The organism is Bradyrhizobium sp. BR14999 (assembly GCF_056106085.1).
In genome coordinates this window covers 5,456,072-5,483,064 of record NZ_CM148536.1, presented here as the reverse complement: position 1 = coordinate 5,483,064, position 26,993 = coordinate 5,456,072, and the positions used below count along the sequence as shown (strand labels likewise).

Genomic DNA, 26,993 nt, shown 5'->3' with positions numbered 1-26,993 from the left:
GTCAGACGAATGGCGGCTTGATGTTGCTGCGCTTCTCCAGCCACTCCGGCACGGGAAGGTTCTTGGCGCGCATGAAGTCCGCGTTGAACAGCTTCGACTGATAGCGGCTGCCGGAATCGCAGAGCACGGTGACGATCGTCTTGCCGGGTCCGAGCTGCTTCGCAAGGCGTATCGCGCCGACGATATTGATGCCGGTGGAGCCGCCGAGGCACAGGCCTTCGTGCTGGAGCAGCTCATAGATCGCGCTGACGGCTTCAGCGTCGGGAATGAGATAGGCGTCATCGACCTTGGCCGTCTCGACGATCGCGGTCGCGCGGTTGAGGCCGATGCCCTCGGTGATCGAGCCGCCGGGCGTAGCCTTGGGATCGCCGGTCCTGAAATATTCGTACATGCCGGCGCCGTGCGGATCGGCGCAGGCGATGCGGATGTTCTTGTTCTTCTCTTTGAGATAGCGGCTGACGCCGGCTAGCGTGCCGCCGCTGCCGACCGAGCAGACGAAGCCGTCGACCTTGCCGCCGGTCTGCTCCCAGATCTCGGGTCCGGTGGATTCGTAATGCGCCTTGGCGTTGTCGAGATTGTTCCACTGGTCGGCGAAGAGCATGCCATTGGGTTCGGTCTTGCGCAGCTCGTCGGCGAGGCGCCGGCCGACATGCTGGTAGCTGTTGGGGTTGGCATAGGGCAGGGCCGGCACCTCGATCAGCTCGGCGCCGCACAGCTTCAAGAAATCCTTCTTCTCCTGGCTCTGCGTCTCAGGGATCACGATCAGGGTGCGATAGCCGCGCGCGCTCGCAACGACCGCAAGCCCGATGCCGGTATTGCCGGCCGTCGCTTCGACCACGAGACCACCCGGCTTCAGCTCGCCGCGCTTTTCGGCCTCCAGGATCATCCATTTGCCGGCCCGGTCCTTCACCGACTGGCCGGGATTCATGAACTCGGCCTTGCCCAGGATGGTGCAACCGGTCAATTCCGAGGCGCGCTTGAGCTTGATGAGCGGGGTGTTGCCGATGGCTTCGACAACGTCATTCTTGATGGTCATATCGGGGGAAATCACTGGCAAAGGGGTTGATCAGCTTGGCCAGAACCTAGTGCTTGCAAGACAAAAGGGGAAGGCTTTTGCGCTGCGGCGAAACCGGTCGAAGCCCCCGCCGCAGCAGGGATATTTTTGAGAGCACAGACCCGGCGATGATGTGCTGGCCGCGAGGCGGGATATCGGTAGGAGAATATGGGCGATCTTCGTCCGAGCACGGAAGATAACGATCGTCGTGGGCGGTCCTCGCGACAATCTTCGCCTTCGGCGGCATGTCTCGATGTCGAGCTGGGTGAAAGGCGCCTGGAAGTTTGAAGGCATATCTGAGCGAGGCGCGTTCGTGTTCGGCAATTGACGATCTCGTGAGAGTGGTCCGGCCGGACCTCGAGATCGAGCTGAAGCCGCGTGGGTGCTGATAAGCCGTGCGATAGGATCTAGCCGCCCCGGTGTTGCGGCAATATCACATGAAATCTTAGTAAGCTTGAGCACGTGTCAGTGCGGCGCTGAAATGCAAGAAGCCGCTGCAAGACAAGGACATCTTGCATTTGCGCGGTCCTCATGTCGGTCCGTTCCGGCGCGCCTCTCGCACCTGCGGGACTGTCCCGCAGTTCCGCGCCCGGCTAATATGGGTCTCAGGTTCCGCAGAAAGCATCACAGCTGTGAACGAGTCGTCCAACGCCCCCCGACTGCGCCGCCGCGAATCGGTTAATCCGGCTTCGCGGTGGCGGCTCGATCTGCCCGGCGGGGGGTGGATGTGACACAAGTTGTTCCTGCGATCGCCATGCGGCGGTCTCCGGGGTCTGCGTCCAGGACGCGGCACGCGGCGCGCTGGCTTGCGGCGCTGTGCCTCGCGGCCAGTTCGGGCGCTTGCGTGCTGACGCAGGATCTTCCCGATCCCGCGCTCGATGTTCCCACGCAGTACAAATACGCCGGCAAAGGGGATGCGCCGCCGCCGCTGGATTGGTGGCGCGGTTTCCGCTCCGCGGAGCTGACGCAGCTGATGCAGGAGGCGCAGACCGTCAACCTCGACATCGCCGCTGCGGTGGCGCGCATCGTCCAGGCCGACGCCCAGGCGCGGCAGGCGGGCGCGGCGCTGCTGCCGAGCCTGTCCACGGCCGGATCGGAAACCTATTCACGTACCTCGGGCTCGAGCGCCTCGGGCCTGTCCATCGGCGGACGCGAGGTCGTCAACTATTCGGCCTCGCTGAGCGCGAGCTACCAGCTCGACTTCTGGGGCCAGAACCGCGATGCACTGCAAACGGCCGAGGAGACGGCGAACGCCAACCGCTTCGATCGCGACACGGTCGCGCTGACGACGCTGGCGGCCGTCGCCAATGCCTATTTCCAGGTACTGGCCTCGCAGGACCGCATCAGGACCTCTCAGCGCAACATCGCGAGCGCGCAACGCATCCTCGATGCGGTCAAGGAGCGGCGTAAGGCCGGCACCGGAAGCGATCTTGACGTCGCCCAGCAGGAGAGCCTGGTCGCGAACCAGAAGGCCTTGGTGCCGCCACTGCGCCAGACGCTCGACCAGAACATCAACGTGCTGGCTGTGTTGGTATCGCGCCCGCCGGAGAGTGTGCGCGTGCTCGGCGGCTCGCTGGACCGGATCGCGATCCCGCGCGTCACGCCCGGCCTGCCGTCCGAGATCCTGACGCAGCGGCCGGACATCCGCCGGCAGGAGGCGCAGCTCGCCTCGGCCACCGCAAACATCGGGAATGCCCGCGCGCAGTTCTTTCCGACGATCCAGCTGACTGGCAATGGCGGCTATCAGAGCTCGGCGCTGGTCTCGCTGTTCCAGCCGCATGCCGCCTTCTTCCAGCTCGTCGGCAGCGCCACGCAGCCGATCTTCGACGGCGGCAGGATCCTCGGCAATTTCGAACTTGCCAAGGCGCGACAGGACGAGCTGCTCCAGACCTACCGCAAGACCATCGTCCAGGCCTTTGCCGACGTCGACAACGCGCTGTTCTCGATCAAGCAGACCACGATCAAGCTGCAATTGCAGCGCGATGTCGTCGCCGCCTCGCGCCGCGCCTTCGATCTCTCCGAGCAGCAATTGCGCGCCGGCACTGCCGACATCGTGACCGTGCTCAACACCCAACTGACCCTGTTCCAGGCCGAAGACGCGCTGTCGCAGGCCCAACTCGCACGGCTTCTCGCCATCGTCAGCCTGTACCAGGCGCTCGGCGGCGGTTGGGAGCCGAGGATGGAGAAACCGGTCAATGCTCTTTAAGCCGGAGACGAAGCAAGGCGCGAAGGAGGGGACGGCGAAAAAATCGCGCGGCCGCGGCCTGGTCATGACCCTGATCACGCTCGCGATCCTCGGCGGCCTTGGTTATCTCGGCTGGACCGTCACGCATCAGCAGCAGGCGAACAACCGCAACCAGCGGCCCGATCTGCCGGTGCCCGTGCTGGCGGCGAGCCCGCGCGTCCAGGACGTGCCGGTTTATCTCGACGGCGTCGGTGCGATCCGCGCGCTCAATACCGTGACCGTGCGCTCGCAGGTGGACGGCAAGTTGATCGCGGTCAATTTCACCGAAGGTCAGGACGTCAAGAAGGGCGACGTGCTCGGCGAGATCGATCCGGCGATTTATCAGGCGCAGTACGAGCAGGCGGTGGCCAAGAAGGCGCAGGATCAGGCCCAACTCGCCAACCAGCGCATCGACCTTACGCGTTACGAGCAGCTCGCCGCCACCAATGCCGGCTCCAAGCAGCAGGCCGACACCCAGCGGGCCCTGGTGGCGCAGACCGAGGCCCTGATAAAGGCGGATCAGGCCGCGATCGACAATGCGGCGGCGACGCTGAGCTACACCAAGATCGTGGCGCCGCTCTCGGGCCGCGTCGGCCTGCGCCAGGTCGACCAGGGCAACATCATCCACGCCTCCGACACCACCGGCCTTGTCGTCATCACCCAGTTGCAGCCGATCGCAGTGTGGTTCAGCCTGCCGCAGCAGCAGATCATGCGCGTCAATGCCGCGGCGGCGAAGGGTGCGCTCGCTGTCGACGTGTTCGGCAATAACGGCATCACGGTGATCGATACCGGCAAGCTCACTGGGATTGACAACCAGGTCGACCAGACCACTGGCACGCTCAGGCTCAAGGCGGAATTCCCCAACGCCAACTACCAGCTCTGGCCGGGCCAGTTCGTCAATGTCCGCCTCAAGGTCGAGACCTTGACGCAGGCGCTGGTGGTGCCGACCTCTGCGGTGCAGCGTGGTCCGATCGGGACCTTCAGCTATGTCATCGGCGAGGACAACATCGTCTCGGCCAAGCCCGTGACGGTCACGCAGCAGAACGAGCATGACGCCGTCATCGCCAGCGGCCTGTCGCCGAACGACAAGGTCGTCACCACGGGCTTTGCCAATTTGTCCGACGGCTCCAAGGTGACGGTCGGCCGCGACGACCAGACCCCCTCGGCCGATCTTGCCCCGCGCAAGCGCTCACGCGGGCCGGACGGTCAGAAGAAGGATGGTGCCAAGGAAGGCCAGAAGGACGGACAGGGCAAAGACGGCGAGTTCCGCGCCAAGCGCAAGAGCAGCGAGGGCGACCAGAAGGGACAGACCGGGCCAGCACCGGGGCCGGGGGCAACGGGAAGTGGAGCCAAGCAGCCATGATCCCGACAACAGCCGCTTGACGCGGCAGGCGTAACCCATGGGTGTCTCCGAACCCTTCATCCGACGACCGATCGCAACCTCGCTGCTCGGCATCGCGCTGCTGATCGGCGGCGCGCTCGGCTACTTCGCGCTCCCTGTCTCGGCGCTGCCGCAGGTCGATTTCCCGACCGTGCAGGTGACGACCCAGCTTCCGGGTGCGAGCCCCGATGTGATCGCCTCGCTGATCACCGCGCCGCTGGAGCGGCAGCTTGGCCAGATCCCGTCGCTGTCGGCGATGAATTCGACGAGCTCGTTCGGCGTCAGCCAGATCTCGCTCCAGTTCGACCTCAACCGCGACATCGACGGCGCGACCCAGGACGTGCAGGCTGCGATCAACGCGGCGGCCGGCGTGCTGCCCAAGACGCTGCCTTATCCGCCAACTTACGCCAAGGTGAACCCGGCGGACGCGCCGGTGATGACGCTGGCGCTGCGCTCGGACACCATCTCGCTGCGCGTGATGAGCGACATTGCCGACACCATTCTGGCGCAGCGTTTGAGCCAGATTTCCGGCGTCGGACGGGTCTCGGTGCTCGGCGGGCTGAAGCCGGCCGTGCGCATCCAGGCTGACCTGGCGCGACTCGCCGCCTACGGCATCGCCATGGAGGACCTGCGCACCGCAATCGCCAATGCCAACGTCTCGGGGCCGAAGGGCTCGCTCGACGGCGCGCAGCAATCCTACATCATCGCGGCCAATGACCAGATCGCCGCGGCGGACGCCTACAAGCCCGTTATCATTGCCTACCGCAACGGCTCGCCCGTCACCATTGCCGACGTCGCGCAGATCGTCGACGGTCTCGAGAACGACCGCACCGGCGGCTGGTACCAGGGCACGCCGGCGGTCATCATCGACATCCAGCGCCAGCCCGGTGCCAACGTCATCGACGTCGTCAGCCAGATCCGCGCCGAGATCCCCAAGGTGCAGCGCGCGATTCCGGCCGGCGTGAACCTCACCATCGTCTCCGACCGCACCGTCACCATTCGTGCCTCGGTCCATGACGTCCAGTTCACGCTGATCCTGAGCGTCGTGCTGGTGACCCTGGTGGTGCTGTTGTTCCTGCGTTCGCTGCGCGCCACGCTGATCGCGGGCGTGGCACTGCCGCTGTCGCTGATCACGAGCTTCGGCATCATGTATTTTGCCGGCTTCAGCCTCGACAATCTGTCGCTGATGGCGCTCACGATCGGCACCGGCTTCGTCGTCGACGACGCCATCGTCATGATCGAGAACATCGTCCGCCACATGGAGAATGGCGAGAGTGCGATGGAAGCCTCGCTCAAGGGCGCGAGCGAAATCGGCTTCACCGTGATCTCGCTGACGGTGTCGCTGATCGCGGTGTTCATCCCGCTTCTGTTCATGTCGGGCCTCGTCGGGCGCATGTTCCGCGAATTCGCGCTGACGCTGACCATCGCGGTCGTCACCTCGGCGGTGGTCTCGCTGACGCTGACGCCGATGATGTGCTCGCGGCTGCTCAAGCACGCCCATGAGGAGCTGGCGGTTCCTGGACTCGCTGCGATCAGCCGCTTCATCGACCGCACCGTCGAGTTCTATCACCGCACGCTTTTGTGGGTGCTGGAGCGTCAGCGCGCCACACTGCTCGTGACCTTCGCCACGCTGGCTGCGACCCTCGTCCTCTATGTCGTCGCGCCAAAAGGCTTCCTGCCGCTTCAGGACACCGCCTCGATCACGGCGGTGACGGAAGCCGGACCCGACGTGTCGTTCGCGGAGATGCAGAAGCGGCAGGCCGAGGCCGCCGCTGCCATCAAGGCTGATCCCGATGTGGTCGGCGTGGTCTCAGTCATCGGCGCCGGCTCGGTCAACCCGACCACCAATGTCGGGCGCCTCGTCATGACCCTGAAACCACGCGGTGAACGGCGTGACGATGTCGCGGCGGTCGTGATCCGCCTGAAGGAGAGGGTGTCAGGCATCCCCGGCATGACCGTCTATTTCCAGCCGGTGCAGGACGTGCAGATCTCGACCCAGTCGAGCCGCTCGCAATACCAGTACACGCTGACCGGCACCGATGCGACGCTGGTCTCGGAATGGGCCGGCAAGCTGGTGGCGGAGATGCGGCGCGACCCGCTGTTCCGCGACGTCTCCTCGGAGGCGCAGGAAGGCGGCCTGCGGGCACAGCTCGATGTCGACCGTACCCGCGCCGGTCAGCTCGGCGTGAGTCTGCAAGGAATTACCGACACGCTGAACGATGCGTTTGCACAGCGGCAGATCTCGACCATCTACGGCCAGGCCAACCAGTACCGCGTCGTGCTGGAGGCGCTGCCGATGTACCAGCGCGACCCCTCGATCCTGTCGAAGCTCTATCTGCCGGGCGCCGCGAGCAGCACCGTCGGTGCGCCGAGCGCCCAGGTGCCGCTGTCGGCCGTGGCGACGCTGAAGCGCACCACGGCGCCGCTTGCGATCTCGCACCAGGCGCAATTCCCCTCCGTGTCGCTCAGCTTCAACCTGGCGCCCGGCGCGGCGCTCGGCGATGCCGTCGAGGCGGTCAAGACGATCGAGACCCGGATCGGCATGCCCAACAGCATTGTCGGCGTCTATGCCGGTGACGCCGCCGAGTTCGCCAAGGCGCTGGCCGGCCAGCCCTGGCTGCTGCTCGCCGCCGTCATCACGATCTACATCGTGCTGGGTGTGCTCTATGAGAGCTACATCCACCCGATCACGATCCTGTCGACGCTGCCCTCGGCCGGCGTCGGCGCCATCGTGGCCCTGGTGCTGTGCGGGCAGGATCTCTCGGTGATCGGCCTGATCGGCATCATCCTGCTGATGGGCATCGTCAAGAAGAACGCGATCATGATGATCGACTTCGCGCTGGAGGCCGAACGCGGGCAGGGCATGTCGCCGAACGAGGCGATCGTGCAGGCCTGCCTGTTGCGCTTCCGTCCGATCATGATGACGACGCTGGCGGCCCTGTTCGGCGCGCTGCCGCTCGCGATCGAGAGCGGTACCGGCGCCGAGCTGCGCTTCCCGCTTGGCATCTCCATCATCGGCGGCCTGCTGCTGAGCCAATTGCTTACTCTCTACACCACCCCCGTGATCTACCTCGCACTAGACCGCATCAACCGCCGCCTCGAGCAGGCGCTGCCGCCGGCCGAATCCGGCGGCCCGCCGGTCGCGGGCGCGACCGAGGGGATGCAGTGATGGCGTCGATCTCGGAGCCCTTCATCCGCCGCCCGGTTGCGACCACGCTGCTGTCGATCGGGTTGTTCCTGCTTGGTGTCGTCGCCTACGAGTTCCTCCCCGTCGCCTCGGTCCCGAATGTCGACTTTCCCGCCATCTTCGTCTCGGCCAGCCGGCCCGGCGCCGATCCGTCCGTGATGGCCGCGACGGTGGCCTCGCCGCTGGAGCGGCGCTTAGGTGAGATCGCCGGCATCAACCAGATCACGTCCACGAGTTCGCTCGGCACGACCAACATCCAGCTCCAGTTCGACATCGGCCGCAACATCGACAAGGCCGCCCGCGACGTGCAGGCGGCCATCAACGCCTCGCTCATCGATCTGCCGAGCGACCTGCCGACACTGCCACGCTTCCGCAAAGCCAACACGGCCGGCGCGCCCGTCTTCGTGCTGGCGCTGACCTCGAAGACGCTGTCGGCCAGCGCGATCTACGACGTCGCCGACACGGTCATCGCGCAGCGCATCTCGCAGGTGCCGGGGGTCGGCGACGTCACTGTCTCCGGCGCCGATCAGCCGGCCGTGCGAGTGCAGCTCAATCCCGTCGCGCTGTCGAACGCAGGCATCGCCACCGACGACGTCAGGACCGCGATCATCAATGCCAACCCGCTCGGTCCCGTCGGCATCTTCAACGGCGAGCGCCAGAGCGAGACGCTGGCGCTCAATCGGCAGATGCGCACGGCGAAAGAGTTTCGCGATATCGTCATCAAGAGCTCGAACGGCCATTTCGTCCGGCTCTCCGACGTCGCCGACATCGAGGATTCCGTCCGCAACGCCCGCTCGATCGCCTGGTTCAACAAGCAGCCGGCGGTGCTGATCCAGATCACCAAGCAGGGCGACGCCAACGTCATCGACACCGTCAACAGGGTCAAGGCGCTGATCCCCGCGCTGAAGCAGTGGATCCCGGCCGGCGTCGAGATCTCCACGCTGGTCGATCGCACCGGCACGATCCGCGCCAGTGTCCTGGACATGCAATGGACGTTGCTGGCGACCGCGTTCCTCGTCATGATCGTGGTGTTCGTGTTCCTGCGGCGGCTGACGCCGACGATCGCGGCGGGCATCTCGGTGCCGCTGGCGCTGGCTGGCACCTGTGCCGGCATGTGGATCGCGGGCTTCTCGATCGACAATCTGTCGCTGATGGCGCTGGCGATCTCCGTCGGCTTCGTGGTCGACGACGCCATCGTCATGATCGAGAATATGTTCCGCAATCTCGAGCACGGCATGCGGCCGTTCCGAGCGGCGCAGGAGGGCGCGAAGCAGATCGGCTTCACCGTGGTCTCGATCAGCCTGTCGCTGATCGCGGCGTTCACGCCGCTGATCTTCATGGACGGCATCGTCGGCCGGCTGCTCCGCGAATTCTCGCTGACGCTGACCTTCGCGATCCTGGTCTCGACGCTGGTGTCGCTCACGGTGACGCCGATGATCTGCGCCCATTACATCCGGCAGACCACGTCCGGCACCGCGACCTTGTTCGATCGCCTGATCGAGGGCTCACTGTCGCGCATCGTCGCCTTCTATACCCGCACCCTGCGCACCGCGCTGGAATTCCCGCTGCTGACGTTGCTGGTGTTCTTCGCCACCATCGCTCTCACCGTGACGCTCTACATCAAGGTCCCCAAGGGCTATTTCCCGACCGACGATTCCGGCTTCGTGATCGGGGCGACGCGCGCCTCGGCCGACATCTCGTTTCAGTCGATGCTCGGCCTGCAGCAGCGGCTCGCCGACATCGTGATGCAGGATCCTGCCGTGGCTGGCATCGGCTCGACCGTCGGCAGCGGCGTCGGCCCCGGCGGCGCCACCTCGAACCGCGGCACCATGTTCATCAGCCTGAAGCCGCCGGAGGAGCGCGACCACGTCTCGACGCAGGTCGTCATCGACCGTCTCAGGCGCGCATTGTATCCCGTGCCCGGCATCCGCCTCTTCATGTTCGCCGCCCAGGACGTGCGCGCCGGCGGACGACAAAGCGATTCCGACTACCAGTACACGCTGACCAGCACAGATCTCGGCCTGCTGCAGAAATGGGCGCCGATCGTGGCCAAACGCATGGAGAGCGTCGAAGGCATCACCGACATTTCCAGCGATCGCGATCCCGGCGGGCTTCAGCTGACCTTGTCGATCGACCGCCAGAAGGCCTCGGCGCTCGGCGTCAAGGTGCAGGACATCGACAATGCGCTGAACAATGCTTTCGCGCAGCGGCAGATCGGAATTATTTACACCCAGCGCAACCAGTACATGACCGTGCTGGAGATCGACCCGAAATTCCAGGTTGATCCCTCCAACCTCGAACGCATCTATGTCGCGGGCGCGGGCGACGCGCAGGTACCGCTGTCCGCCGTGGTCCATGCGACGCGAGGCCTCGCCGCACTCGCCGTCTATCACTCGCAGTCGTTCCCTTCGACCACGGTGTCGTTCAACCTCTTGCCCGACGTGCCGCTCCAGGCCGCGACGCAGAACATCCAGCGTGCGGTCGAGGAATTGCACATGCCGGAAGGCATCCGCGGCAGCTTTGACGGCAATGCGGGTGATTTCGCCAGGACCAGTGGCCGTCAGCCGCTCTTGATCCTCGGCGCGCTGGTCGCGATGTATATCGTGCTCGGCGTGCTCTATGAGAGCCTCGCCCATCCGCTCACGATCATCTCGACGCTGCCGTCGGCCGGACTCGGCGCGCTGCTTGCGCTTCAATTGACCAACACGCCGCTGACGGTGATCGCCTTCGTCGGCATCATCCTGCTGATCGGCATCGTCAAGAAGAACGGCATCATGATGGTCGACTTCGCGCTCGATGCCGAGCGCCAGCGCGGGCTGTCCTCGGCGGAAGCGATCTTCGAGGCCTGCCAGGCGCGCTTCCGCCCGATCCTGATGACGACGATGGCGGCGTTGTTCGCCGGCATTCCGCTGGTGGTCGCGACCGGCCCCGGCACGGAACTGCGGCGTCCGCTCGGCATCACCATCATCGGCGGTCTGTTCGTCTCGCAGATCCTGACGCTCTACACGACGCCGGTGATCTACCTCCTGATCGACCGTCTGCGGCGGCGAACCGCGCCGCGCCCGCTGGCCGCGCCGGCGGAATAGGTTGTTGAGGCGCCGCATCGAGCGTATAGCGGCGCCATGTCCAACGCGCCCGACACCGCCGCCGCGCCGGCCGAGCCGATCCCCGAATGCCCGCACTGCCAGAAGCCGATGCCGCTGTGCATCTGCGACAGCGTCACGCCCATTGAAAATCGGCTGTCGCTCCTGATCCTCCAGCATCCGCAGGAGCAGGACAGGGCGCTCGGCACCGCCCGGCTGCTCGCGAAGCATTTCGCCGATGCCACGGTGCGCGTCGGCCTGTCCTGGCCGAGCCTGTCCAAGGCGCTGGGCCGGCCGGTCGAGAATGCCGCGCGTTGGGCCGTGCTCTATCTCGGCTCGGCCCGCGCCGCCGCTCTCGACGCCGAAGGCGAGATCGTCGCGCTCAACCGCAAGGGCGAGATCGCAGAAAATCAGCGGGCGATCCTCGGCAAGCTCGAAGGCGTGGTGCTGCTCGACGGCACCTGGAGCCAGGCCAAGGCGCTGTGGTGGCGCAATCCCTGGATGCTGAAATGCCAGCGCGTGATCCTGAACCCGGCGCACCCGTCGCGCTACGGGCGCCTGCGCAAGGAGCCACGCCGCGACGGCCTCTCGACCATCGAGGCGGCGGCGACGATCCTCGCGGGCCTCGAGCGGCGTCCTGATATCGCTGACACCCTGCACGCCAGTTTTGAGCGACTGTTGGCGCGCTATCGCGAGGTCCAGGCCGAGATGCCGGAATTGGCGCCCAGACCTGCCCCGAAGCGCGGCCGCCGCGACTTCCGGCGTCGCAAGCGAGCCTGACAGGCTGGAGCAAAAGCATAGCGCTCGAGGTCTCTGTCAAGGAGTTGGAAGTCGCCTGGAAAGTGGGACGAAGGCGGTTGCCTAAACCCTTCATCCCCTATATTGCTCCGCCCTTACGGGGCCACGTGGCGGAGTGGTTACGCAACGGTCTGCAAAACCGTGTACACCAGTTCAATTCTGGTCGTGGCCTCCATCAAGCCTCTGATTCTTCAGCATAAACTCACCTCGGCTCAGGTTCCGCAAGTATTGCTTTCGCGCGGCTTGCTACCGGCTTTGCCCGGGGCCCGCTGGGAACCCGCGATTCAGGCCCGTTGGCATAGAGTTCGCATCGGTTGGGCGGGATATCCGATCAACCGAGCGTTGGAGAAGCCGTGGGCGACATCGTCCGATTTGTCCCGAAATCCGAGCTGGAACGGGCTCGCCTCATTCGCGAGGCGCGCGCAATCTATGACAGCATTTTTCCGCCGGTCGCATCCGACCGAGTGCCGCAGGACGGTGAGGAGCGCGTCAAGACTTGATCGTCGCTGTGCCGGGTTTGCTGCGCATGCCTATAGCAAAACGCCCGCGAGGCGGGCGCTTCCACTCTCAGCGAAGGTGGCTCAGCAGGCTGCGTACCAGCCGTCCGGAAAGGGCAGGAGGGGCCAAGCGCCCTCATTGTCATTGGCGGCTTTGGGCGTTGCGGCGTACGACCACGAGCGGGGCACGAATTCCTCCTCCGGCGCGGGCGCGAAATCTTCGTGAATCATGACGTCCCGGACGGCATCCAGCAGCAAGTTGAATTCGGCTTCGCTCATCACACCCTCCGGAACGCGGATGGCGCAATGTCGCAAAGCCGGTTTGTTTCCTGATTGACCCGATCGTTCGCATTTTAACGATCCGGCAATCGGGTCCCGATTGGTTAGCGATTCCTGAGACCCCTTAGGAACTCTAGGTTCCTCCGCTTGCGAGGACTGTGAATAAACTCACATCCCCGCAGGTTTATTTCTCGCACCGTCTGTTGCGACGCCGGCCAACGCAGCCGGGCGGGCAGGGCAGAACGGGAGAGCAGTCATGAAGGCGAGGTTCTTGCGATTTGCAGGTGTGAAGAACCGGGCGCGCCGCGCCTCGACCGTCGGGCTGTTTCTGACGCTGTTTGCCTCCGCCGCCCATGCGCAGGGAACACCAGCGCAGCGCCGGGCCTGCACGCCCGACGTCTACCGCCTCTGCGCCGGCGAAATCCCCAACGTCCGTGCCATCACCGCGTGCCTGCGGCGCAACCGGGCCAGCCTGAGCGAAGCCTCCGCAGCGTGTTCGACCAGGCCGGCGGGTAGTCCTGTGGATTTGTGCGCAGCAAGTGGCTTGCACAGGCTCACGAATCCGGCACGGTCAACTTGTGAATATGCTGCGGACAGACTGTGGAGGTCCGGTTGATTTGCTGGGGAAGGCGGCCCTAGATGCTCCACTCTGGCGTCACATTTCCATCGGCGGGCCGTCATATCTCTGTCAAACGGCTTTACCGAATGATTCTCTGGTCGGCAGATTGCTGCGTTCTCCCGAATTCGGAATTGGCGCCTGCGTCGGTTGGCGACCGGGCGAACAGTTTTTGTGCAACCGCTTGCCCAAATGCCGGGCGCCTCCATCCAATTTTTTGTACGCCTGCAGACAAGCTTTTCTCGGCGCACTCCCTCACGTTTCCTCCCCGATCACTGGACCATGGCAGGCGCCATGACATTTCGGAGGAACTGGCGAGATGGAGAAATCGGTTTGGCCCCAGGCGCGGCAAGGAATGGCGCGCGCATCATTGCCGTGGCGCAAGCTCATGCTTGGCGCAGCGATCGCATTCGGCATGGTTGCCGCCGCACCGCTGAGTGCGCAGGCCGCAGCGCCCGCCTGCACCGCGCTCCAGGAAAAGTACCCGGACTGGAAGGGCAAGACACTCGTCAATGCCATCAACCCGCACACGCCGGGTTATGAGACCATCGATCCCAAGGACCCCAGCAAATATATCGGTTTCGACATCGATCTCGGCGAAGCCATCGGCGAATGCCTCGGCTTCAAGCTGACTTACAAGCCGGTCGTGTTCGCAGCGCTCCTCACCACGCTCGCCGCGGGGCAAGCGGACATCGTCATCTCCGACATCTACGCCACCAAGGAGCGCGCCAAGGCCGCCGACTTCATCACCTACTCGAAAGTGTTCGACGGCGTGCTGGTCGCCAAGGGCAATCCGAAGGGCATCAACGGCATCAACCTGTCGATGTGCGGCGCCGCCGCCGCCGAAAACACCGGCTATGTCGAGGTGCCCCTGATCCAGGCACTGATCCCGGAGTGCAAGAAGGCCGGCAAGCCGGAGCCGACCATCCAGCTCTACGACAACAACGCCAACTGCATCCAGGCGATCCTCGCCGGCCGCGCCGACACCTATGTCAACGACGTCAACACCGTCGACAGCGCGGTGAAGGCCTATCCGGACAAGCTGGAGAAGGCGATCGCAGTGACCATCCCGTACTCCGTCGGCATCGCCGTGCCCAAGGACAAGCCGAAATTCCGTGACGCGGTGCTAGCCGCGCTGATCGAGGTGCAGAAGGCCGGCACGCATATGGAGCTTCTGAAGAAGTGGGGGCTCGACGTGAACAATTTCAAGGAGCCGGACATCCTGACGGCTGACTGATGTCGCTGTTCCTCCATTATCTGAGCATGCCGTATCTGCTCGAGGGCATCGAGCTCACCCTGGAGGTGACAGCCCTCGGGCTCGGCGGCGGATTGATCCTCGGATTGATCCTCGCCGGCATGCAGCTCTCCCGCTTCTGGCCGCTGGCGGCGATCGCCAGGGCCTACACCGTGATCTTCCGCGGCACGCCGCTAATCCTGCAGATGGTGTTCGCCTACGACGCGCTGCCCCATATCGGTATCAAGCTTCCGGCCGTGCTCGCCGCCGGCCTCGCGCTCGCCTGCAACGAGGCGCCATTCATCGCGGAGATGCTGCGCGCCGGCGTGCTCGGCGTCGACCGCGGGCAGCTGACGGCGGGGCAGGCGCTCGGCATGACGCCGTCGGTGCTGATGCACCGGGTCATCGCGCCGCAGGCCATCCGCACCATGATCCCGGCCTTCGGCAACGAGGCAGTGAGTGCGCTGAAAAATTCCTCGCTCGCCTCCGTCGTCGCGGTCCAGGAGCTGACCTTGCGCTCGACCCAGCTCGCGTCCTCGACCTTCGACTTCTTCTCGATCTTCTTTGCCTCAGGTCTTCTGTATCTCGTGCTGAGCGCAACCATCAGCGCCATCCAGCTCTTCGTCGAATGGCTGCTCGATCTCGACCGTACGACGCGCCGCGAGCGCAAGCTCGCCGATTACCTGCCCTGGCGCCGCGTGGATCTCGCCACCAAGCTCGAGCTTGCCGCTGCGGCCGTCACCGATCGAGAGCCCGCACAGCCCTCGCTCACCGACACGGCGCCCCTGGCGTTGACGCGCGAGGAACGCGGCCGCCGCGCCGCGACGATCGCGCGCAACAATGTCGCGGTCGATGCCAACGATCTCACCAAGAGCTACGGCCCGCAGAAGGTGCTCGACAGCCTCGACCTCACGGTGCGCGTGGGTGAGGTCGTCGCGCTGCTCGGTCCCAGCGGCTCCGGCAAGAGCACGCTGCTCCGCTGCATCAACCATCTCGAAAACTGGGACGCCGGCACCGTGCGCGTCGGCGGCCGCCGCCTCGGCTTTGGCGAGAACGGCAAGCCGCTGTCGCCGCGGGCGATTGCCAATGAACGCGCCAGCGTCGGCGTCGGCATGGTGTTCCAGCAGTTCAATCTGTTCGCGCATCTGTCGGCAAAGGAGAACATCGCCGGCCCGTTGCGCTGGGTCCACGGGATGAGCCGGATCGATGCCGATCGTCGGGCCGCCGAGCTGCTCGACCGCGTTGGGCTCTCGCATCGCGCCGACGCGTTGCCGCGGCATCTCTCCGGCGGCCAGCAGCAGCGCGTTGCCATCGCCCGCGCGCTCGCGCCGAATCCGAGCGTGCTGCTGCTGGACGAGCCGACCTCGGCGCTCGATCCCGAGCTCGTCAATGAGGTGCTGGAGGTGATCCGCCGTCTCGCCATCGACGACGGCCTCACCATGATCATCTCGACGCACCAGATCCGTTTCGCTGACGAGGTCGCCGATCGTGTCGCTTTCCTGAGCGGCGGGGCGATCATCGAGGACGGACCGGCGCACGAGGTGCTCTCCAATCCCCGCAATCCGCTGACGGCGCGTTTCCTCAGCGTGATGGAAGCCGAGAAGACTCCGGAGACCGTGCGATGAGCACTGTCTCCACAAGGTTCACGACCGCGTTCCCCGAAGAGGCCACCTCATGAAGCATGTCACGCTGCCGGTTTCGCCGAAGACCGTCCACTGGGGCTATTTCTCCAAGACCGTCGCGCCGGCCCTGACGCTACGTTCCGGAGACCGCGCCACCATCGAAACGCTGACCCATCATGCCAATGATGATTACGAGCGCATGATCCAGGGCGATCCCGGCGCCGAGAGCGTGTTCCAGTGGACGCGCGAGCACAAGGCCGTGGCGCGCCGCGGCTCCGGCCCCGTCGAGGGCCCCTTCATCCGCGGCGCAGGCGAGGGGATCGGCGTGCATCTTCTTACCGGTCCCGTCGCGATCGAAGGCGCCGAGCCCGGCGACATTCTGGAGGTTCGCATTCTCGACGTCCGACCGCGGCCGAGCTGCAGCGCCTGCCATGCCGGCCGCTGCTTCGGCTCCAACGTCGCGGCAAACTGGGGCTTTCACTACCACGATCTGGTCGAGGAGCCGAAGCCGCGCGAGGTCGTCACCATCTTCGAGCTCGACACCTCGGGTGAGCCTTACGCGAAGGCCGTCTACAATTACGTGTGGACGCCGCAGATCGACCCGGACGGTATCGTGCATCCGACCATCGACTATCCCGGCGTGCGCGTGGACCACGCCACGATCAGGAAGCGCGAGAACATCCTCTCCAGCGTGAGGGTGCCGGCGCGGCTGCATTTCGGCACCATGGGCCTCGCACCGTCGGAAGCCGATTTCGTCAGCTCGATACCGCCGAGCTATACCGGCGGCAACATCGACGACTGGCGCATCGGCAAGGGGGCGCGGATGTTCTATCCGGTCGCGGTCCCCGGCGCCTATTTCTCGGTCGGCGACCCCCATGCCGCGCAAGGCGACAGCGAGCTCGGCGGCACCGCGATCGAGACCTCGCTGACCGGCGATTTCGAATTCATCCTGCACAAGAAGGTCGACCTTGGCGGCACCAGCCTCGAAGGCCTCGACCATCCCATGCTCGAGACTGACCACGCCTGGTCGTTCTACGGCTTCACCTATCCGAACTACCTCGCAGCCCTCGGCACTGACGCACAAACCGAGATTGCCAATCACTCCAGTCTCGACCGTGCGATGCGCGACGCATTCAGAAAACTGCGCCGGTTCCTGATGACCGTGCATCGCCTCAGCGAGGACGAGGCGATCTCGCTGATGTCGGTCGGCGCCGATTTCGGCGTCACCCAGGTGGTCGATGCCAATTGGGGCGTTCACGGCACGATCCGCAAGAACATCTTCCGGTGCGACTAATGCATTGAAGTGCATTCAATATTCCGGATGAACGCGTGAAGGACAAACCTCATTTGCGGCCCGTCGCTGTGACGGAGGATCGCGTGCGTCTGGCACAGAGGTTGCTTCGATCGACTGCAATCTGGGTCGATCCGATGAGCTTCCGCCCGTTCACGAGCGAGTCCTACGCGCAAGACGACCGCCCCGAAGCATGGCGGGACGTGCTGGCTGCGGTCGGCCTGCAACCAGCGGGCGGTCACGGCATTTTCGACGGACACGCGACCGCATCCCATCGCCACACCGCAGGTGTTGCACTGACCCGCATGGCCGCAGGCGCGCAGAGTGTCGGGCCTCTCGCGCAAGCGAGTGAAGATCTTCCGATCGCGCTGTTGCCGGTCGAGGACGGTATGGTGCTGAAAAGCGCCGGCGGTCATCGCATCGTTCCCGTCGGCCACCTCGTGCTGCTGCCGCGAGCCGGCGACTGGAGCGTCGTATTTCAGCGCGACATGCGCGCCATCGCGCTGTCGGTGACCTCGGAGGCGCTGCACGGGCGACTCTCGGTCAAGCCACGGCTCGGTGGGCCCCGCGTCGTTCCACCCGGCGGCTTTGCCGATGTATTCTCCCGTCTGCTCGACACGACCGCACGGATCCTCGACACCCTGAGCGACGCCGAATGGAATTCGGTCGCGCAGTCTCTGGTCGATCTTCTCCTGACGCTCGCGCATCGGCTGGCATCATCGGCCTCCGATGCCGGATCGAGCGCGACGCAGGCCGCGCTGCTCCACAGAATCTGTCAGACCATCGAGCGCCGCCTCGACGATCCCGATCTGGTGCCGGCGCGCGTCGCGCAGGCCGAGGGCATCTCCGAACGTTATTTGCAAAAGCTGTTCGAAACCGTCGGCGACAATTTTACCCATTACGTTCGCGAGCGCCGACTCCAGCGCGCCTTTGCCGATCTCTCCAATCCGGCCGAGGCGCATCGCTCGATCTCGGAGATCGCCTACGCCTATGGCTTCGGCGACTCCGCGCATTTCAGCCGCGCCTTCCGTCATCGCTTCGGATTGCCGCCGCGCGAGTTTCGCCAGCAGGAGGCGGAGCGGGCGACCTCGCAGCATGGCGTCGCCGGCCAGCGCGGCTGGCCACAGGAGGCGCTGGCACAGCTCCGCACGCATCAGAGCGTGGAGGTCCGCAGCAGCGTCACTTGTGCCGGCAGCGAGGAGCGAACCACGTCGGAGCGGAGGCATCATCACCTCCCGGTCGAGGCCCGCCGCGTCCATTGGGGTTATTTCAGCCGCTCGCTGTCGCCGCAGATCGAGATTGCCTCCGGCGATACCATCACCATCGAAACGCTGACCCAGCACGCCTCCGACGCGCCGGAGATGATGATCGCGGGCGATGCCGGCGCCGAAAGCGTGTTCGGCTGGACGGCCGACAAGAAGAACGTCGATCGCCGCGGTGCCGGTCCCATGGATGCCAGCGTGTTCGGCCGCGGCGCGGGCGAGGGATTCGGCGTCCACATCTGCACTGGGCCGGTCGCGGTCAAGGACGCCCAGCCCGGCGACGTGCTGGAGGTGCGCATCCTCGACATCGTCCCGCGCGCAAGCCGCAGCCCGAACTATGCGGGCCGCGTGTTCGGCTCTTCGGTCGCAGCGTGGTGGGGCTATCACTATCGCGAGTTTCTCGGCGGTCCCCAGCCGCGCGAGGTCGTTACCATCTACGAGATCTTCGACGATCCCGTGCAGCCACACGCCCGCGCGCTTTATTCCTACCGCTGGGAGCCGCAGACCGATCCCTCCGGCGTGGTGCACGCCACCTACGACTATCCCGGCGTTCCCGTCACGCCCAGTACGATCAAGCGCCGCCACGCCGTGCTCGACGGCATCCGCATTCCCCTGCGGCCGCATTTCGGCGTGATCGCGGTGGCGCCGCGCGAGGTCGATTTCGTCGATTCCGTGCCGCCGTCCTATTTCGGAGGCAATCTCGACAACTGGCGGCTCGGGAAGGGGGCGACCGTCTATCTTCCCGTCTCCGTGCCCGGAGCACTGTTGTCGGTCGGCGATCCCCATGCCACACAGGGCGACGGCGAGCTCAGCGGCACCGCGATCGAATGCTCGATGACCGGCACCTTCGAGGTGATCCTGCACAAGAAGGCCGATCTCGCCGGCCGGCCCTTCGCCGATCTCTCTTATCCCCTCATCGAGACCGAGACCGACTGGGTGCTGACCGGCTTCAGCCACCCGAATTACCTCGCCGAGTTCGGCACGCAGGGCCAAAGCGAGGTCTACGCAAAATCCTCGCTCGATCTCGCCATGAAGGACGCGTTCCGCAAGATGCGGCGCTTCCTGATGAACACCAAAGGTCTCAGCGAGGACGAGGCGATCGCGCTGATGTCGGCCGCCGTCGATTTCGGCGTCACGCAGGTGGTCGACGGCAATTGGGGCGTGCACGCCATCCTCAGCAAGCGCCTGTTTCAGGACGCACCTTGACAAGGACACCCAAGTGAAATTCCACATGATCAGCGGCGGACCGAAGCCGGTCGCGCCCTTCAGCCACGCGGTGGAGACCGACGGCTTTGTCTTCGTAACCGGCCAGATGCCGGATACACCGCAAGCGCCCGGCGTCCTGCCCGAGGGCATCGTCGCGCAGACCCGCGCGGTGATAGAGAATTTGAAGGTGGTTTTGGCCGGACTTGGTCTCGGCCTCGATCATGTCGTGATGACGCGCGTGTATCTCACGCGGTTCAAGGAGGACTACGCGGCGATGAACGAGACGTATCGCAGCTACTTTGCACCGGATCGCCTGCCGGCCCGCACCTGCGTCGGCGTCACTGGCCTTGCTTATGGCGCGCTGATCGAGATCGACCTGGTGTGCCGGCGGCCGTGAGATGTTGCTGTAGCCAGGATGGAGCGGCAGCGAAATCCGGGCTACAAGCCGTTGCGTTGTCCGTCGGGCAAAACACACAACCGACGGGTCAATCACCGCGCTTGAAAATATTCGCCTTTACAGAATTTCTGATTTATCGCATTGTCGCACCACCTCATCCCCAGTCAGAGGGGCGTATCGCGATCGTCACGAAACGCGGGATGGGCCGTGGTGGACGCTGGCAGCACCGGCGCGATGAGGCAATCGCAGGGCGGGAAACCGTGAGCGATCGTCACGCGCAAACGACAGGTGCGACCAGCGTACGGCAAAACCGTGTCGTTCTGACGCCCGGGGCCTGTGCGTCAAGTCTTGCGGTGATGCGTTTCGTCCGACCGGGCGCACGCATCAGCCATCCGCAAGGCGACGGGGGCAATAGTGCATCGCTCCCCGGGGAGAACTCGGCATAAGCCGTCAAACCACTGCGCAGGGAAGGCCGGGTTGTTTCCGGCTCCACCTGTATGCCGCTGTGCAGATTCTTGCAGCACACGCTTTCGCACAGTGGACCGCGGGTGCCCAGCCGGCACCCGGTCTTCCCTGCGCCCTCTGACAAAAGAGGGTGTCGAGATGGAGCATGACTCGGGCGAGAAGAGCCGCGAGGAGGCGTAGGTGTGTCTGCGACAGAGATTTGCGTTGGTAGAGAGAGGTGTTGCGTCCAACTCCGTCATTGCGAGCGAAAGCGAAGCAATCCAGAATCCCTCCGCGGAATGACTCTGGATTGCTTCGTCGCAAGAGCTCCTCGCAATGACGACGGGGAGGCTCACTGCGCTTCAATCTCCGTCTCGCGGCCCGGACGCAGCGCTCTCAACGCGATGCGAAGCATCGTCCGGGAGCGGTGCGCTGCTGAGCCGGGGCCCCTGCGACAGCGATTACCATGGCCTGCTGGATCCCGGCTCTGCGCCGCAACGCCTTTGGCGTTGCGGCTTGTCCGGGACACGTGAGTGGCGGGGTCGGTTACGGGATGCCGAACGCTCCCCGCATTTCGTCTCAAATTGCAACCCACGCGTGCAGGAAGTCTTGATCGGCTGTGATCTAGAGGTAATCGCCCGGCTTGAACGCGGGCCCAGACCACGGCGACTAACTCGATAGAGTGCCTAGGGATCAGCGGACCGTGATCGAGACTCCCCTTCCTAAAGCACCAAAATGGTGCTTTAGTGCTTTCCATGAGCCCGTCGCCCCGAAACGCTCCATCTGCGCTGCGTTACAGGCTTGCCCCTGATCCGGCTGCCAAGGCCGCGCTGGAGGCGACGTTTAGGGCTTATGACCGCATGATGGAGATTCTCGACGAGGTCGCGCGGAGCCATAACATCGGTTCCAACGTGGTCCTGCTCCATGCCCATGCCTATGAGCCGATCCGCAAGCAGACCGCGCTGCCCTCACGCCTGGTGACGCTGGGCCTGCGCGACCGTGCCGACTATCGCGCGTCGCAGGGCCGCCGGCTGCCGCTCGACGACAAGCTCGCCAAGATCAAGGGCCCCGCCACCATTTCGATTGCAACCGTGCACGGCCGCTTCAGCGTGCCCTTCGACTATGCCGGCTATGCCGAGGGCTGGGGGCAGAGCGTGCCGGCGCACCTGATCCGCACCGACGACGGTCTCGAAGTTCACTACGGCGTCACGCCGAACATTCTGCCAGAGGAGGAGAACGCTATGGATACCATCGCTGCCGCCCCCGACAATTTCCTGTCCCGGGTCGGGCGTCTGATCGCGGGGATTGCCTATGACGCGATCGAGCAGGCGGAAGGCAAGAACAAGCTCAAAGTGGTTGGCCAAGCCATCCGCGAGATCGAGCGCGCCGAGAGCGAGGCGCGCGATGCGCTCGCGGCCGCGCGCGCCGAGGAATACCGCCTCAACGCGCGCCGCACCGAGATCGAGCGCGAGATGGCCGAGCTCGCTCCCAAAATCGAAGGGGCGATCACGGACGGGCGCGACGATCTCGCGCGCGCCGGCATCGCGCGGCAGATGGATCTGGAGGCGCAATTCGAGGTGCTCTCGCGCGCCATCGACGAGAACAACGAGAAGATCGAGCAATGCGTGACGTCCCTGCGCGCCGTGCTGTCGGCGCTCCAGGATGCCGAGCAGCGCCGCGCCGATCTCGAAAAGAGCGAGGCCGTCGCAAGCCAGCAGGCGTCGACATCACCCCGCAAGCCGGGCGGCGGTTCTGCAGCCGCGAAGGCGCTGCGCGCGGGCAGGGCGGTGGCACGGGTCACCGGCGTGCCGCCGGGCATCCCTTATTCGAGCGACATCGACGAGCTCAGCACGTTGCATCGCGACAAGGAAATTGCAGCGAGGCTGGCCCGGTTGAAGTCGCGCTCCTGAGTGCCGTGTCATGAGCGCTCTGCTCGAACACGTCATGTCGCCGGAGGTCAGGCCGTTCGCGATCGCGGCGGCCATGATCGTCATCGTCGGCTCGATCGAGGTGGTCTCGATGCTGGTCGGGGCTTCGCTCAGCGAAATGCTCGGCACCAACATCGATTTCGGCCACCCCAGCGACAATGGCGTGATCAACGCGATCTCATGGATCAATGTCGGTGGCGTGCCGTTACTGATCTTCCTGCTACTGTTGCTCGGCGCCTTCTCCATCATGGGCTTCCTGATCCAGGACGTCGCGCGGATGGTGGCCGGTCCGTTGCCGGCGACGGTCGCCTCGATCGGGGCGGTCGCCGTATCGGTTCCGCTGGTCCGCGGCGCAAGCCGTGCGATCGCGCGGGTCATTCCCAAGGACGAGAGCTACGCCGTCGGCCTCGGCGATCTCGTCGGCCGGGTCGGTGAGGTCGTCGTCGGTCCGCTCGACCAGGGGCCGCCGGGCCGCGTCAGCGTCGCCGACGTCCACGGCAATCGCCACTTCGTCTGGGCCGTCGCAGCACCTTCATCATCGCCTCTGCCGCAGGGAACCATGGTTCTGCTGGTCGACCGCGATGGCACCCGCTTCGTGGCGGTCAAGGCCGACGATGAACTCAAACCCTCCAAGCCCACTCTAAGCAGCTAGCACGTCATTATCGGAGAAAGTCATGTTCGACATCGCAGTCCCGGCCATGATTGGCGTCGCGCTGATCGTCGTCCTGGGGATCGTCTTCACCATTCTCTACAAGCGCGCCACCCGCGACGAGGCCTTCGTGCGCACCGGCCTCGGCGGCAAGAAGGTCGTGCTCGACGGCGGCGCCATGATCCTGCCGATCTTCCACTCCTATGCTAGCGTCAATCTGAAGACGCTGCGGCTCACCGTCGAGCGCAAGGAGCGGGAATCCCTCATCACCAAGGACCGCCTGCGCGTCGATATCGTCGCCGAGTTCTACGTCCGCGTCCGTCCCGACGAGGAGAGTATCGCGCTTGCAAGCCAGACGCTGGGCGCGCTGACCAACGATGCCGAGGCGCTGCGCAACCAGGTCGAGGCGAAATTCGTCGACGGCCTGCGCTCGGTGGCTGCGACCATGACCATCCTGGAGCTCCAGGAGAAGCGCTCGGACTTCGTCAAGCACGTGCAGTCCACGGTCGAGTCCGATGTGAAATCGAACGGCCTCGAGCTGGAATCGGTGTCGCTGACGAAGCTGGACCAGACCGACGTCAAGTTCTTCAATCCGGAAAACTTCTTCGACGCCGAAGGCCTGACCCAACTCAAGACCATTACCGAGACCCGCCGCCGTGACCGCAATGCCATCGTCCGCGACAACGAGGTGGCGATCGCGCAGAAGGATCTCGAAGCACGACAGCAGACCCTGACCATCGAACGCACCAAGAAGGAGGCCGAACTCTCGCAGGAGCGTGACATCGCCAACAAGACCGCGAGCACCCGCGCCGAGGTCGCGACTGCGACACAGACCGCGCGCCTGACTGAGGAGAACGCCCGCATCGACACCGACAGGGCCGTCGCGGAAAAGGAGGCCGGCGCCAAGCAGGTCAAGGAAACCGCGGTGATCGAGTCGGATCTAGCGATCAACAAGCGCAGGACCGACGCGCAGCGCGAAATCCAGATCGCGACCCAGGAGAACGAGATCCAGATCGCCGCCAAGAGCAAGCAGACCTCGGAGGCCGTCGCCGAAGCCAAGACGGCCGAAGCGCTCGCCGTCTCCGCCGAGGAAAAGGTCGTGACCGCGCGCGCCGTTGAGGTTGCCGATCGCGCCCGTCTGACCCAGGTGCTTGCCGCGCGTACCGAGGCCGAGCGCAAATCGACTGAGGTGATCGTCGCGGCCGAGGCAGACAAGAAGGCGGCGCTCGACCGAGCCGAGGCCATCACGACGCTGGCCACCGCCGAAGCCGAGTCCAACAAGATCAAGGCGGTCGGCGTCCGCAACATCGGTGAGGCCGAGGCCGCCGTCATCACCATGAAGAACGAGGCGCAGAACAAGCTCGGCAGCAACGTCATCGATTTCGAGATCGCCAAGAAACGGATCGAGACCATGCCGGAAGCGCTCGCCGAGATGGTGAAGCCGATCGCCAATCTCAAGGACGTTCGCATCCTGCATACCGGCGGCGCCTTCGGCAGCAATGGTAACGGCGCCGGCGGCAATGTCGGATTCGGCGAAGGGCTCGCCGGCGAACTGCTCAAGGTGCATGCGCTGCGTCCGATGATCGACGAGATCTTGCGTCAGAGCGGCTTTGCGCCGGGCGAAGATCCCGTGAAGGCGCTGGTCGGCGCCGTGACGGGGAAGGGCAACGGCGCTGCGGTGCCGGCGGTTGCGCCCGCACCGGAGAAAACAAACTCTGCCGATCTATGAATGCCCGTTCATTGCTGCGGAGAATTCGAAACGATAAGAACAGGCCGTGCGCGTCTCGCGTCGCGCACATCTTCCGGAGTGCTGGTCGATGGGTGTCTTGAACCCGTCGATTGCGCTCCGGACGGATCTTTCGAGGCAATGTCATTTGTTGCCGCGGCGCCTGCGCCGATCGACGCCAGGCGCCGAAGCCTGTTTCGATCGGGAGATTTTCAATGAAGTATTTTCTGTCTGCACTGGTCGCGATCGCGCTTGCGATCGCCGCCGCGCCGTCGCTCGCGGCTGATGCCCGCAACGTCACCGTCGTCAACGAGACCGGCTACGCCATCAAATTCCTCGGCTTCAACGCGCCTGACGACGGCCTGGACGAATGGGACAACGAGCTCGATAGGGTCTTGCAGAACCAGGCGAGCACCTATGTCGAGTTCGATGAGGACGACGAGGGATGTGTCTGGAACATTCGCGTCGACTGGCAGAACTATGACGAGGCGGTGCTGTGGAAGAACGTCAACCTCTGCAGGATCACCGCGCTGCGGCTGCGCTACAACTCCGGCACCAAGACCACCTCGTTCCTCGCCGAGTAAGCCTGACTTGGCCGGGGGAGGGGCCGCTCCTGGCCTCCCTCAGGCTCCTTGCGGAAGATGACGAATTCGTCTTTGCAAGCGCAACCGGCTTTGTTATACGCAGCCGCGCGCGAACGACTGGTTCGCCTTTTCCTCGGTAGCTCAGCGGTAGAGCATCCGACTGTTAATCGGATGGTCGCTGGTTCGAATCCAGCCCGGGGAGCCAACTTTCACTTATATTTCAATGCATTGAAGCTGCATCCTGATGTGGCGCGCGATCTCGTTCGCGCGATCTGCGAGCACCGTCAGGTGCCGAACCCCGCGGAATCGGTTCAAGCAGACGTGTCCGGCAGCGCCGTCGCGCCATGAGGACGGCGCCAAATCGACTCAATTCAAATCGAGCCTGGCCAGTGCCGGATCCTTACGGAGCTGATTCCCATGCCAGACATCCAGGTCGACCGTACTCATATGGCCCCCTCGATTCTGCCGGCCGACGTTCCCGAGCTCAGCGACGATGAATGCCTCGCTTGCCTTGCGCGTGCGGTCGAGGCGCCCGACTCGGCGCGGCTGGACGAGGTCGCCGCTCTGATCGGCCGCCTCGCGGTGGCGATCGAATGAGCCGTTCCGCAGCCCTGATGCGATGAGCTGCGCAAGCCACAGGGCTCGTCGCAGCCAACGGCCATGTTGCGTTTTGGCCGGGCATGTTCCAAAGATGCCGCCAACTCATCTCCGCGGCATCGTCCGCATTTCAGGGTCCGCAAATGTCCGGTTTCTCGACCGCGCGCCAAAAAATGGTCGATGGCCAGGTGCGCACCAATGACGTCACCGACCGTCGTATTCTCGATGCCATGCTCACGGTTCCACGTGAGGCCTTCGTGCCGGCCAGCCGGCAGGCCTTGGCTTATCTCGACCTCGATCTCGATGTGAGCGAGGGCGGCGCCAAGCGGTTCCTGATCAAGCCGCAGCTGACCGGCAAGCTGCTGCAGGCTGCCGAAATCGGCGAAGGCGACAATGTGCTGGTCGTTGGCTGCGCCACGGGCTATCTCGCCGCGCTGGCCGCCAAGCTCGCGCGCCAGGTCACCGCGACCGAATGTGATTCGGCTCTGGCCGCCAAGGCCAAGGACGCCTTCACCGCTCTTGGGCTCGCCAATGTCACCTGCAAGGTCGCTTCCTGCAGCGAGGGTGATCCCTCCACCGCTCCTTATGACGTGATCGTCCTCAACGGCGCTGCCGAGGCAACGCCGGAGGCGTTGCTCGGGCAGCTGAAGGAAGGCGGGCGCCTGGTGGGAGTGTCGGCCGAATCCAAGCCGCCGCGGGCCGTGATCGTGACCCATAGCCACGGTGAATTCGGCTATCGGGCGCTGTTTGATGCCGCCGCCCCGGTCCTTCCCGGGCTGGAACGGGCCGCAGCGTTCGTCTTCTGAGGTCCCAAGGCCTAAAAATCCCGTTCTGAATCAGAAGTGTGGCCGGGATGCTGCACGTGAAGAGTTTCCACCTTGAACTACCTTGAGGTGGTTCCGTCGCGACAATCCCCGTCCTATGTTGCGGCGGG

Annotated in this window: 19 protein-coding genes, 2 tRNA genes and 1 pseudogene; 20 read left to right on the top strand and 2 right to left on the bottom strand. The window is 64.8% G+C overall.

The genetic code is table 11. The features are described 5' to 3' along the window. Nucleotide 1 precedes the first annotated feature (1 nt). Entirely contained in the window at nucleotides 2-1,036 is a 1,035-nt protein-coding gene (locus ACR9YP_RS25560; protein ID WP_474217437.1) for a cysteine synthase A, read from the bottom strand. Between the two features lie 739 nt (nucleotides 1,037-1,775). On the opposite strand from ACR9YP_RS25560, the gene ACR9YP_RS25555 reads away from it, so the two are divergent. From ACR9YP_RS25555 to ACR9YP_RS25525, 7 genes are all read left to right on the top strand, one after another. After that, nucleotides 1,776-3,260, top strand: a complete 1,485-nt coding sequence (locus ACR9YP_RS25555) for an efflux transporter outer membrane subunit (protein ID WP_474217436.1) — start codon at nucleotides 1,776-1,778, stop codon at nucleotides 3,258-3,260. Then, nucleotides 3,250-4,641 carry an efflux RND transporter periplasmic adaptor subunit gene (locus ACR9YP_RS25550; RefSeq protein ID WP_474217435.1) on the top strand — a complete coding sequence of 464 codons (1,392 nt, stop codon included), beginning with the start codon at nucleotides 3,250-3,252 and terminating at the stop codon, nucleotides 4,639-4,641. Before ACR9YP_RS25555 ends, ACR9YP_RS25550 begins: the two co-directional genes overlap by 11 nt. A gap of 37 nt (nucleotides 4,642-4,678) precedes the next feature. Further along, nucleotides 4,679-7,828 (top strand): efflux RND transporter permease subunit, encoded by a 3,150-nt coding sequence (locus ACR9YP_RS25545; RefSeq protein WP_474217434.1) that lies wholly within the window; start codon nucleotides 4,679-4,681, stop codon nucleotides 7,826-7,828. Beyond that, nucleotides 7,828-10,932 carry an efflux RND transporter permease subunit gene (locus ACR9YP_RS25540; protein WP_474217433.1) on the top strand — a complete coding sequence of 1,035 codons (3,105 nt, stop codon included), beginning with the start codon at nucleotides 7,828-7,830 and terminating at the stop codon, nucleotides 10,930-10,932. Before ACR9YP_RS25545 ends, ACR9YP_RS25540 begins: the two co-directional genes overlap by 1 nt. 36 nt (nucleotides 10,933-10,968) lie before the next feature. Further along, on the top strand, nucleotides 10,969-11,709 hold the full coding sequence (locus tag ACR9YP_RS25535; protein WP_474217432.1) for a tRNA-uridine aminocarboxypropyltransferase: 741 nt from the start codon (nucleotides 10,969-10,971) through the stop codon (nucleotides 11,707-11,709). A 119-nt stretch (nucleotides 11,710-11,828) separates the two neighbouring features. Then, nucleotides 11,829-11,902 (top strand) — tRNA-Cys (locus tag ACR9YP_RS25530). Nucleotides 11,903-12,080: 178 nt separating this feature from the next. Further along, nucleotides 12,081-12,227: a hypothetical protein gene (locus ACR9YP_RS25525; RefSeq protein WP_438108443.1), complete on the top strand. Its 147-nt coding sequence runs from the start codon at nucleotides 12,081-12,083 to the stop codon at nucleotides 12,225-12,227. 81 nt (nucleotides 12,228-12,308) lie between these two features. Here the strand turns inward: ACR9YP_RS25525 and ACR9YP_RS25520 are convergent, their stop codons facing one another. Beyond that, nucleotides 12,309-12,503 carry a hypothetical protein gene (locus ACR9YP_RS25520; RefSeq protein ID WP_438108441.1) on the bottom strand — a complete coding sequence of 65 codons (195 nt, stop codon included), beginning with the start codon at nucleotides 12,501-12,503 and terminating at the stop codon, nucleotides 12,309-12,311. Between the two features lie 256 nt (nucleotides 12,504-12,759). Between ACR9YP_RS25520 and ACR9YP_RS25515 the strand changes: the two are divergent. The 13 genes and pseudogenes from ACR9YP_RS25515 (at nucleotide 12,760) to ACR9YP_RS25455 (ending at nucleotide 26,865) form a co-directional block, all read left to right on the top strand. Continuing rightward, nucleotides 12,760-13,019, top strand: a pseudogene (locus tag ACR9YP_RS25515) (hypothetical protein). A 455-nt stretch (nucleotides 13,020-13,474) separates the two neighbouring features. Next, complete coding sequence (locus tag ACR9YP_RS25510; protein WP_370987358.1) at nucleotides 13,475-14,356, top strand: ABC transporter substrate-binding protein; 882 nt, start codon at nucleotides 13,475-13,477, stop codon at nucleotides 14,354-14,356. Then, nucleotides 14,356-15,978 carry an amino acid ABC transporter permease/ATP-binding protein gene (locus ACR9YP_RS25505; RefSeq protein ID WP_474217431.1) on the top strand — a complete coding sequence of 541 codons (1,623 nt, stop codon included), beginning with the start codon at nucleotides 14,356-14,358 and terminating at the stop codon, nucleotides 15,976-15,978. The genes ACR9YP_RS25510 and ACR9YP_RS25505 overlap by 1 nt, the downstream gene beginning before the upstream one ends. A 49-nt stretch (nucleotides 15,979-16,027) precedes the next feature. Beyond that, complete coding sequence (locus ACR9YP_RS25500) at nucleotides 16,028-17,269, top strand: acetamidase/formamidase family protein (RefSeq protein ID WP_438108439.1); 1,242 nt, start codon at nucleotides 16,028-16,030, stop codon at nucleotides 17,267-17,269. Nucleotides 17,270-17,403: 134 nt separating this feature from the next. Beyond that, nucleotides 17,404-19,734, top strand: coding sequence for an acetamidase/formamidase family protein (locus tag ACR9YP_RS25495; RefSeq protein ID WP_474221116.1), 2,331 nt, complete (start codon nucleotides 17,404-17,406; stop codon nucleotides 19,732-19,734). Between the two features lie 13 nt (nucleotides 19,735-19,747). Beyond that, nucleotides 19,748-20,131 (top strand): RidA family protein, encoded by a 384-nt coding sequence (locus ACR9YP_RS25490; protein WP_438108435.1) that lies wholly within the window; start codon nucleotides 19,748-19,750, stop codon nucleotides 20,129-20,131. Between the two features lie 1,190 nt (nucleotides 20,132-21,321). Continuing rightward, nucleotides 21,322-22,485, top strand: coding sequence for a PspA/IM30 family protein (locus tag ACR9YP_RS25485; RefSeq protein ID WP_438108433.1), 1,164 nt, complete (start codon nucleotides 21,322-21,324; stop codon nucleotides 22,483-22,485). A 10-nt stretch (nucleotides 22,486-22,495) separates the two neighbouring features. Beyond that, nucleotides 22,496-23,155, top strand: coding sequence for an OB-fold-containig protein (locus tag ACR9YP_RS25480; protein ID WP_438108431.1), 660 nt, complete (start codon nucleotides 22,496-22,498; stop codon nucleotides 23,153-23,155). Between the two features lie 22 nt (nucleotides 23,156-23,177). After that, nucleotides 23,178-24,881, top strand: coding sequence for a flotillin family protein (locus ACR9YP_RS25475; RefSeq protein ID WP_438108429.1), 1,704 nt, complete (start codon nucleotides 23,178-23,180; stop codon nucleotides 24,879-24,881). A gap of 212 nt (nucleotides 24,882-25,093) precedes the next feature. Beyond that, a complete protein-coding gene (locus ACR9YP_RS25470; protein WP_474217430.1) occupies nucleotides 25,094-25,462 on the top strand; it encodes a hypothetical protein in 369 nt (122 codons plus the stop codon). A 130-nt stretch (nucleotides 25,463-25,592) separates the two neighbouring features. After that, nucleotides 25,593-25,667: transfer RNA gene (locus ACR9YP_RS25465), tRNA-Asn, on the top strand. 212 nt (nucleotides 25,668-25,879) lie between these two features. Further along, the gene (locus ACR9YP_RS25460; protein WP_128933926.1) at nucleotides 25,880-26,059 is read left to right on the top strand and encodes a hypothetical protein; all 180 of its coding nucleotides are present in this window, start codon (nucleotides 25,880-25,882) and stop codon (nucleotides 26,057-26,059) included. Between the two features lie 143 nt (nucleotides 26,060-26,202). Next, nucleotides 26,203-26,865, top strand: coding sequence for a protein-L-isoaspartate O-methyltransferase family protein (locus ACR9YP_RS25455; protein WP_474217429.1), 663 nt, complete (start codon nucleotides 26,203-26,205; stop codon nucleotides 26,863-26,865). Nucleotides 26,866-26,993: the final 128 nt, after the last annotated feature.

What these genes read in the sequence shown, in the direction of transcription:
- ACR9YP_RS25560 (WP_474217437.1), bottom strand. Translation starts at nt 1,036, where the DNA reads ATGACCATCAAGAATGACGTTGTCGAAGCCATCGGCAACACCCCGCTC.
- ACR9YP_RS25550 (WP_474217435.1), top strand. Translation starts at nt 3,250, where the DNA reads ATGCTCTTTAAGCCGGAGACGAAGCAAGGCGCGAAGGAGGGGACGGCG.
- ACR9YP_RS25545 (WP_474217434.1), top strand. Translation starts at nt 4,679, where the DNA reads ATGGGTGTCTCCGAACCCTTCATCCGACGACCGATCGCAACCTCGCTG.
- ACR9YP_RS25540 (WP_474217433.1), top strand. Translation starts at nt 7,828, where the DNA reads ATGGCGTCGATCTCGGAGCCCTTCATCCGCCGCCCGGTTGCGACCACG.
- ACR9YP_RS25535 (WP_474217432.1), top strand. Translation starts at nt 10,969, where the DNA reads ATGTCCAACGCGCCCGACACCGCCGCCGCGCCGGCCGAGCCGATCCCC.
- ACR9YP_RS25520 (WP_438108441.1), bottom strand. Translation starts at nt 12,503, where the DNA reads ATGAGCGAAGCCGAATTCAACTTGCTGCTGGATGCCGTCCGGGACGTC.
- ACR9YP_RS25510 (WP_370987358.1), top strand. Translation starts at nt 13,475, where the DNA reads ATGGCGCGCGCATCATTGCCGTGGCGCAAGCTCATGCTTGGCGCAGCG.
- ACR9YP_RS25505 (WP_474217431.1), top strand. Translation starts at nt 14,356, where the DNA reads ATGTCGCTGTTCCTCCATTATCTGAGCATGCCGTATCTGCTCGAGGGC.
- ACR9YP_RS25500 (WP_438108439.1), top strand. Translation starts at nt 16,028, where the DNA reads ATGAAGCATGTCACGCTGCCGGTTTCGCCGAAGACCGTCCACTGGGGC.
- ACR9YP_RS25495 (WP_474221116.1), top strand. Translation starts at nt 17,404, where the DNA reads ATGAGCTTCCGCCCGTTCACGAGCGAGTCCTACGCGCAAGACGACCGC.
- ACR9YP_RS25480 (WP_438108431.1), top strand. Translation starts at nt 22,496, where the DNA reads ATGAGCGCTCTGCTCGAACACGTCATGTCGCCGGAGGTCAGGCCGTTC.
- ACR9YP_RS25475 (WP_438108429.1), top strand. Translation starts at nt 23,178, where the DNA reads ATGTTCGACATCGCAGTCCCGGCCATGATTGGCGTCGCGCTGATCGTC.
- ACR9YP_RS25470 (WP_474217430.1), top strand. Translation starts at nt 25,094, where the DNA reads ATGAAGTATTTTCTGTCTGCACTGGTCGCGATCGCGCTTGCGATCGCC.
- ACR9YP_RS25460 (WP_128933926.1), top strand. Translation starts at nt 25,880, where the DNA reads ATGCCAGACATCCAGGTCGACCGTACTCATATGGCCCCCTCGATTCTG.
- ACR9YP_RS25455 (WP_474217429.1), top strand. Translation starts at nt 26,203, where the DNA reads ATGTCCGGTTTCTCGACCGCGCGCCAAAAAATGGTCGATGGCCAGGTG.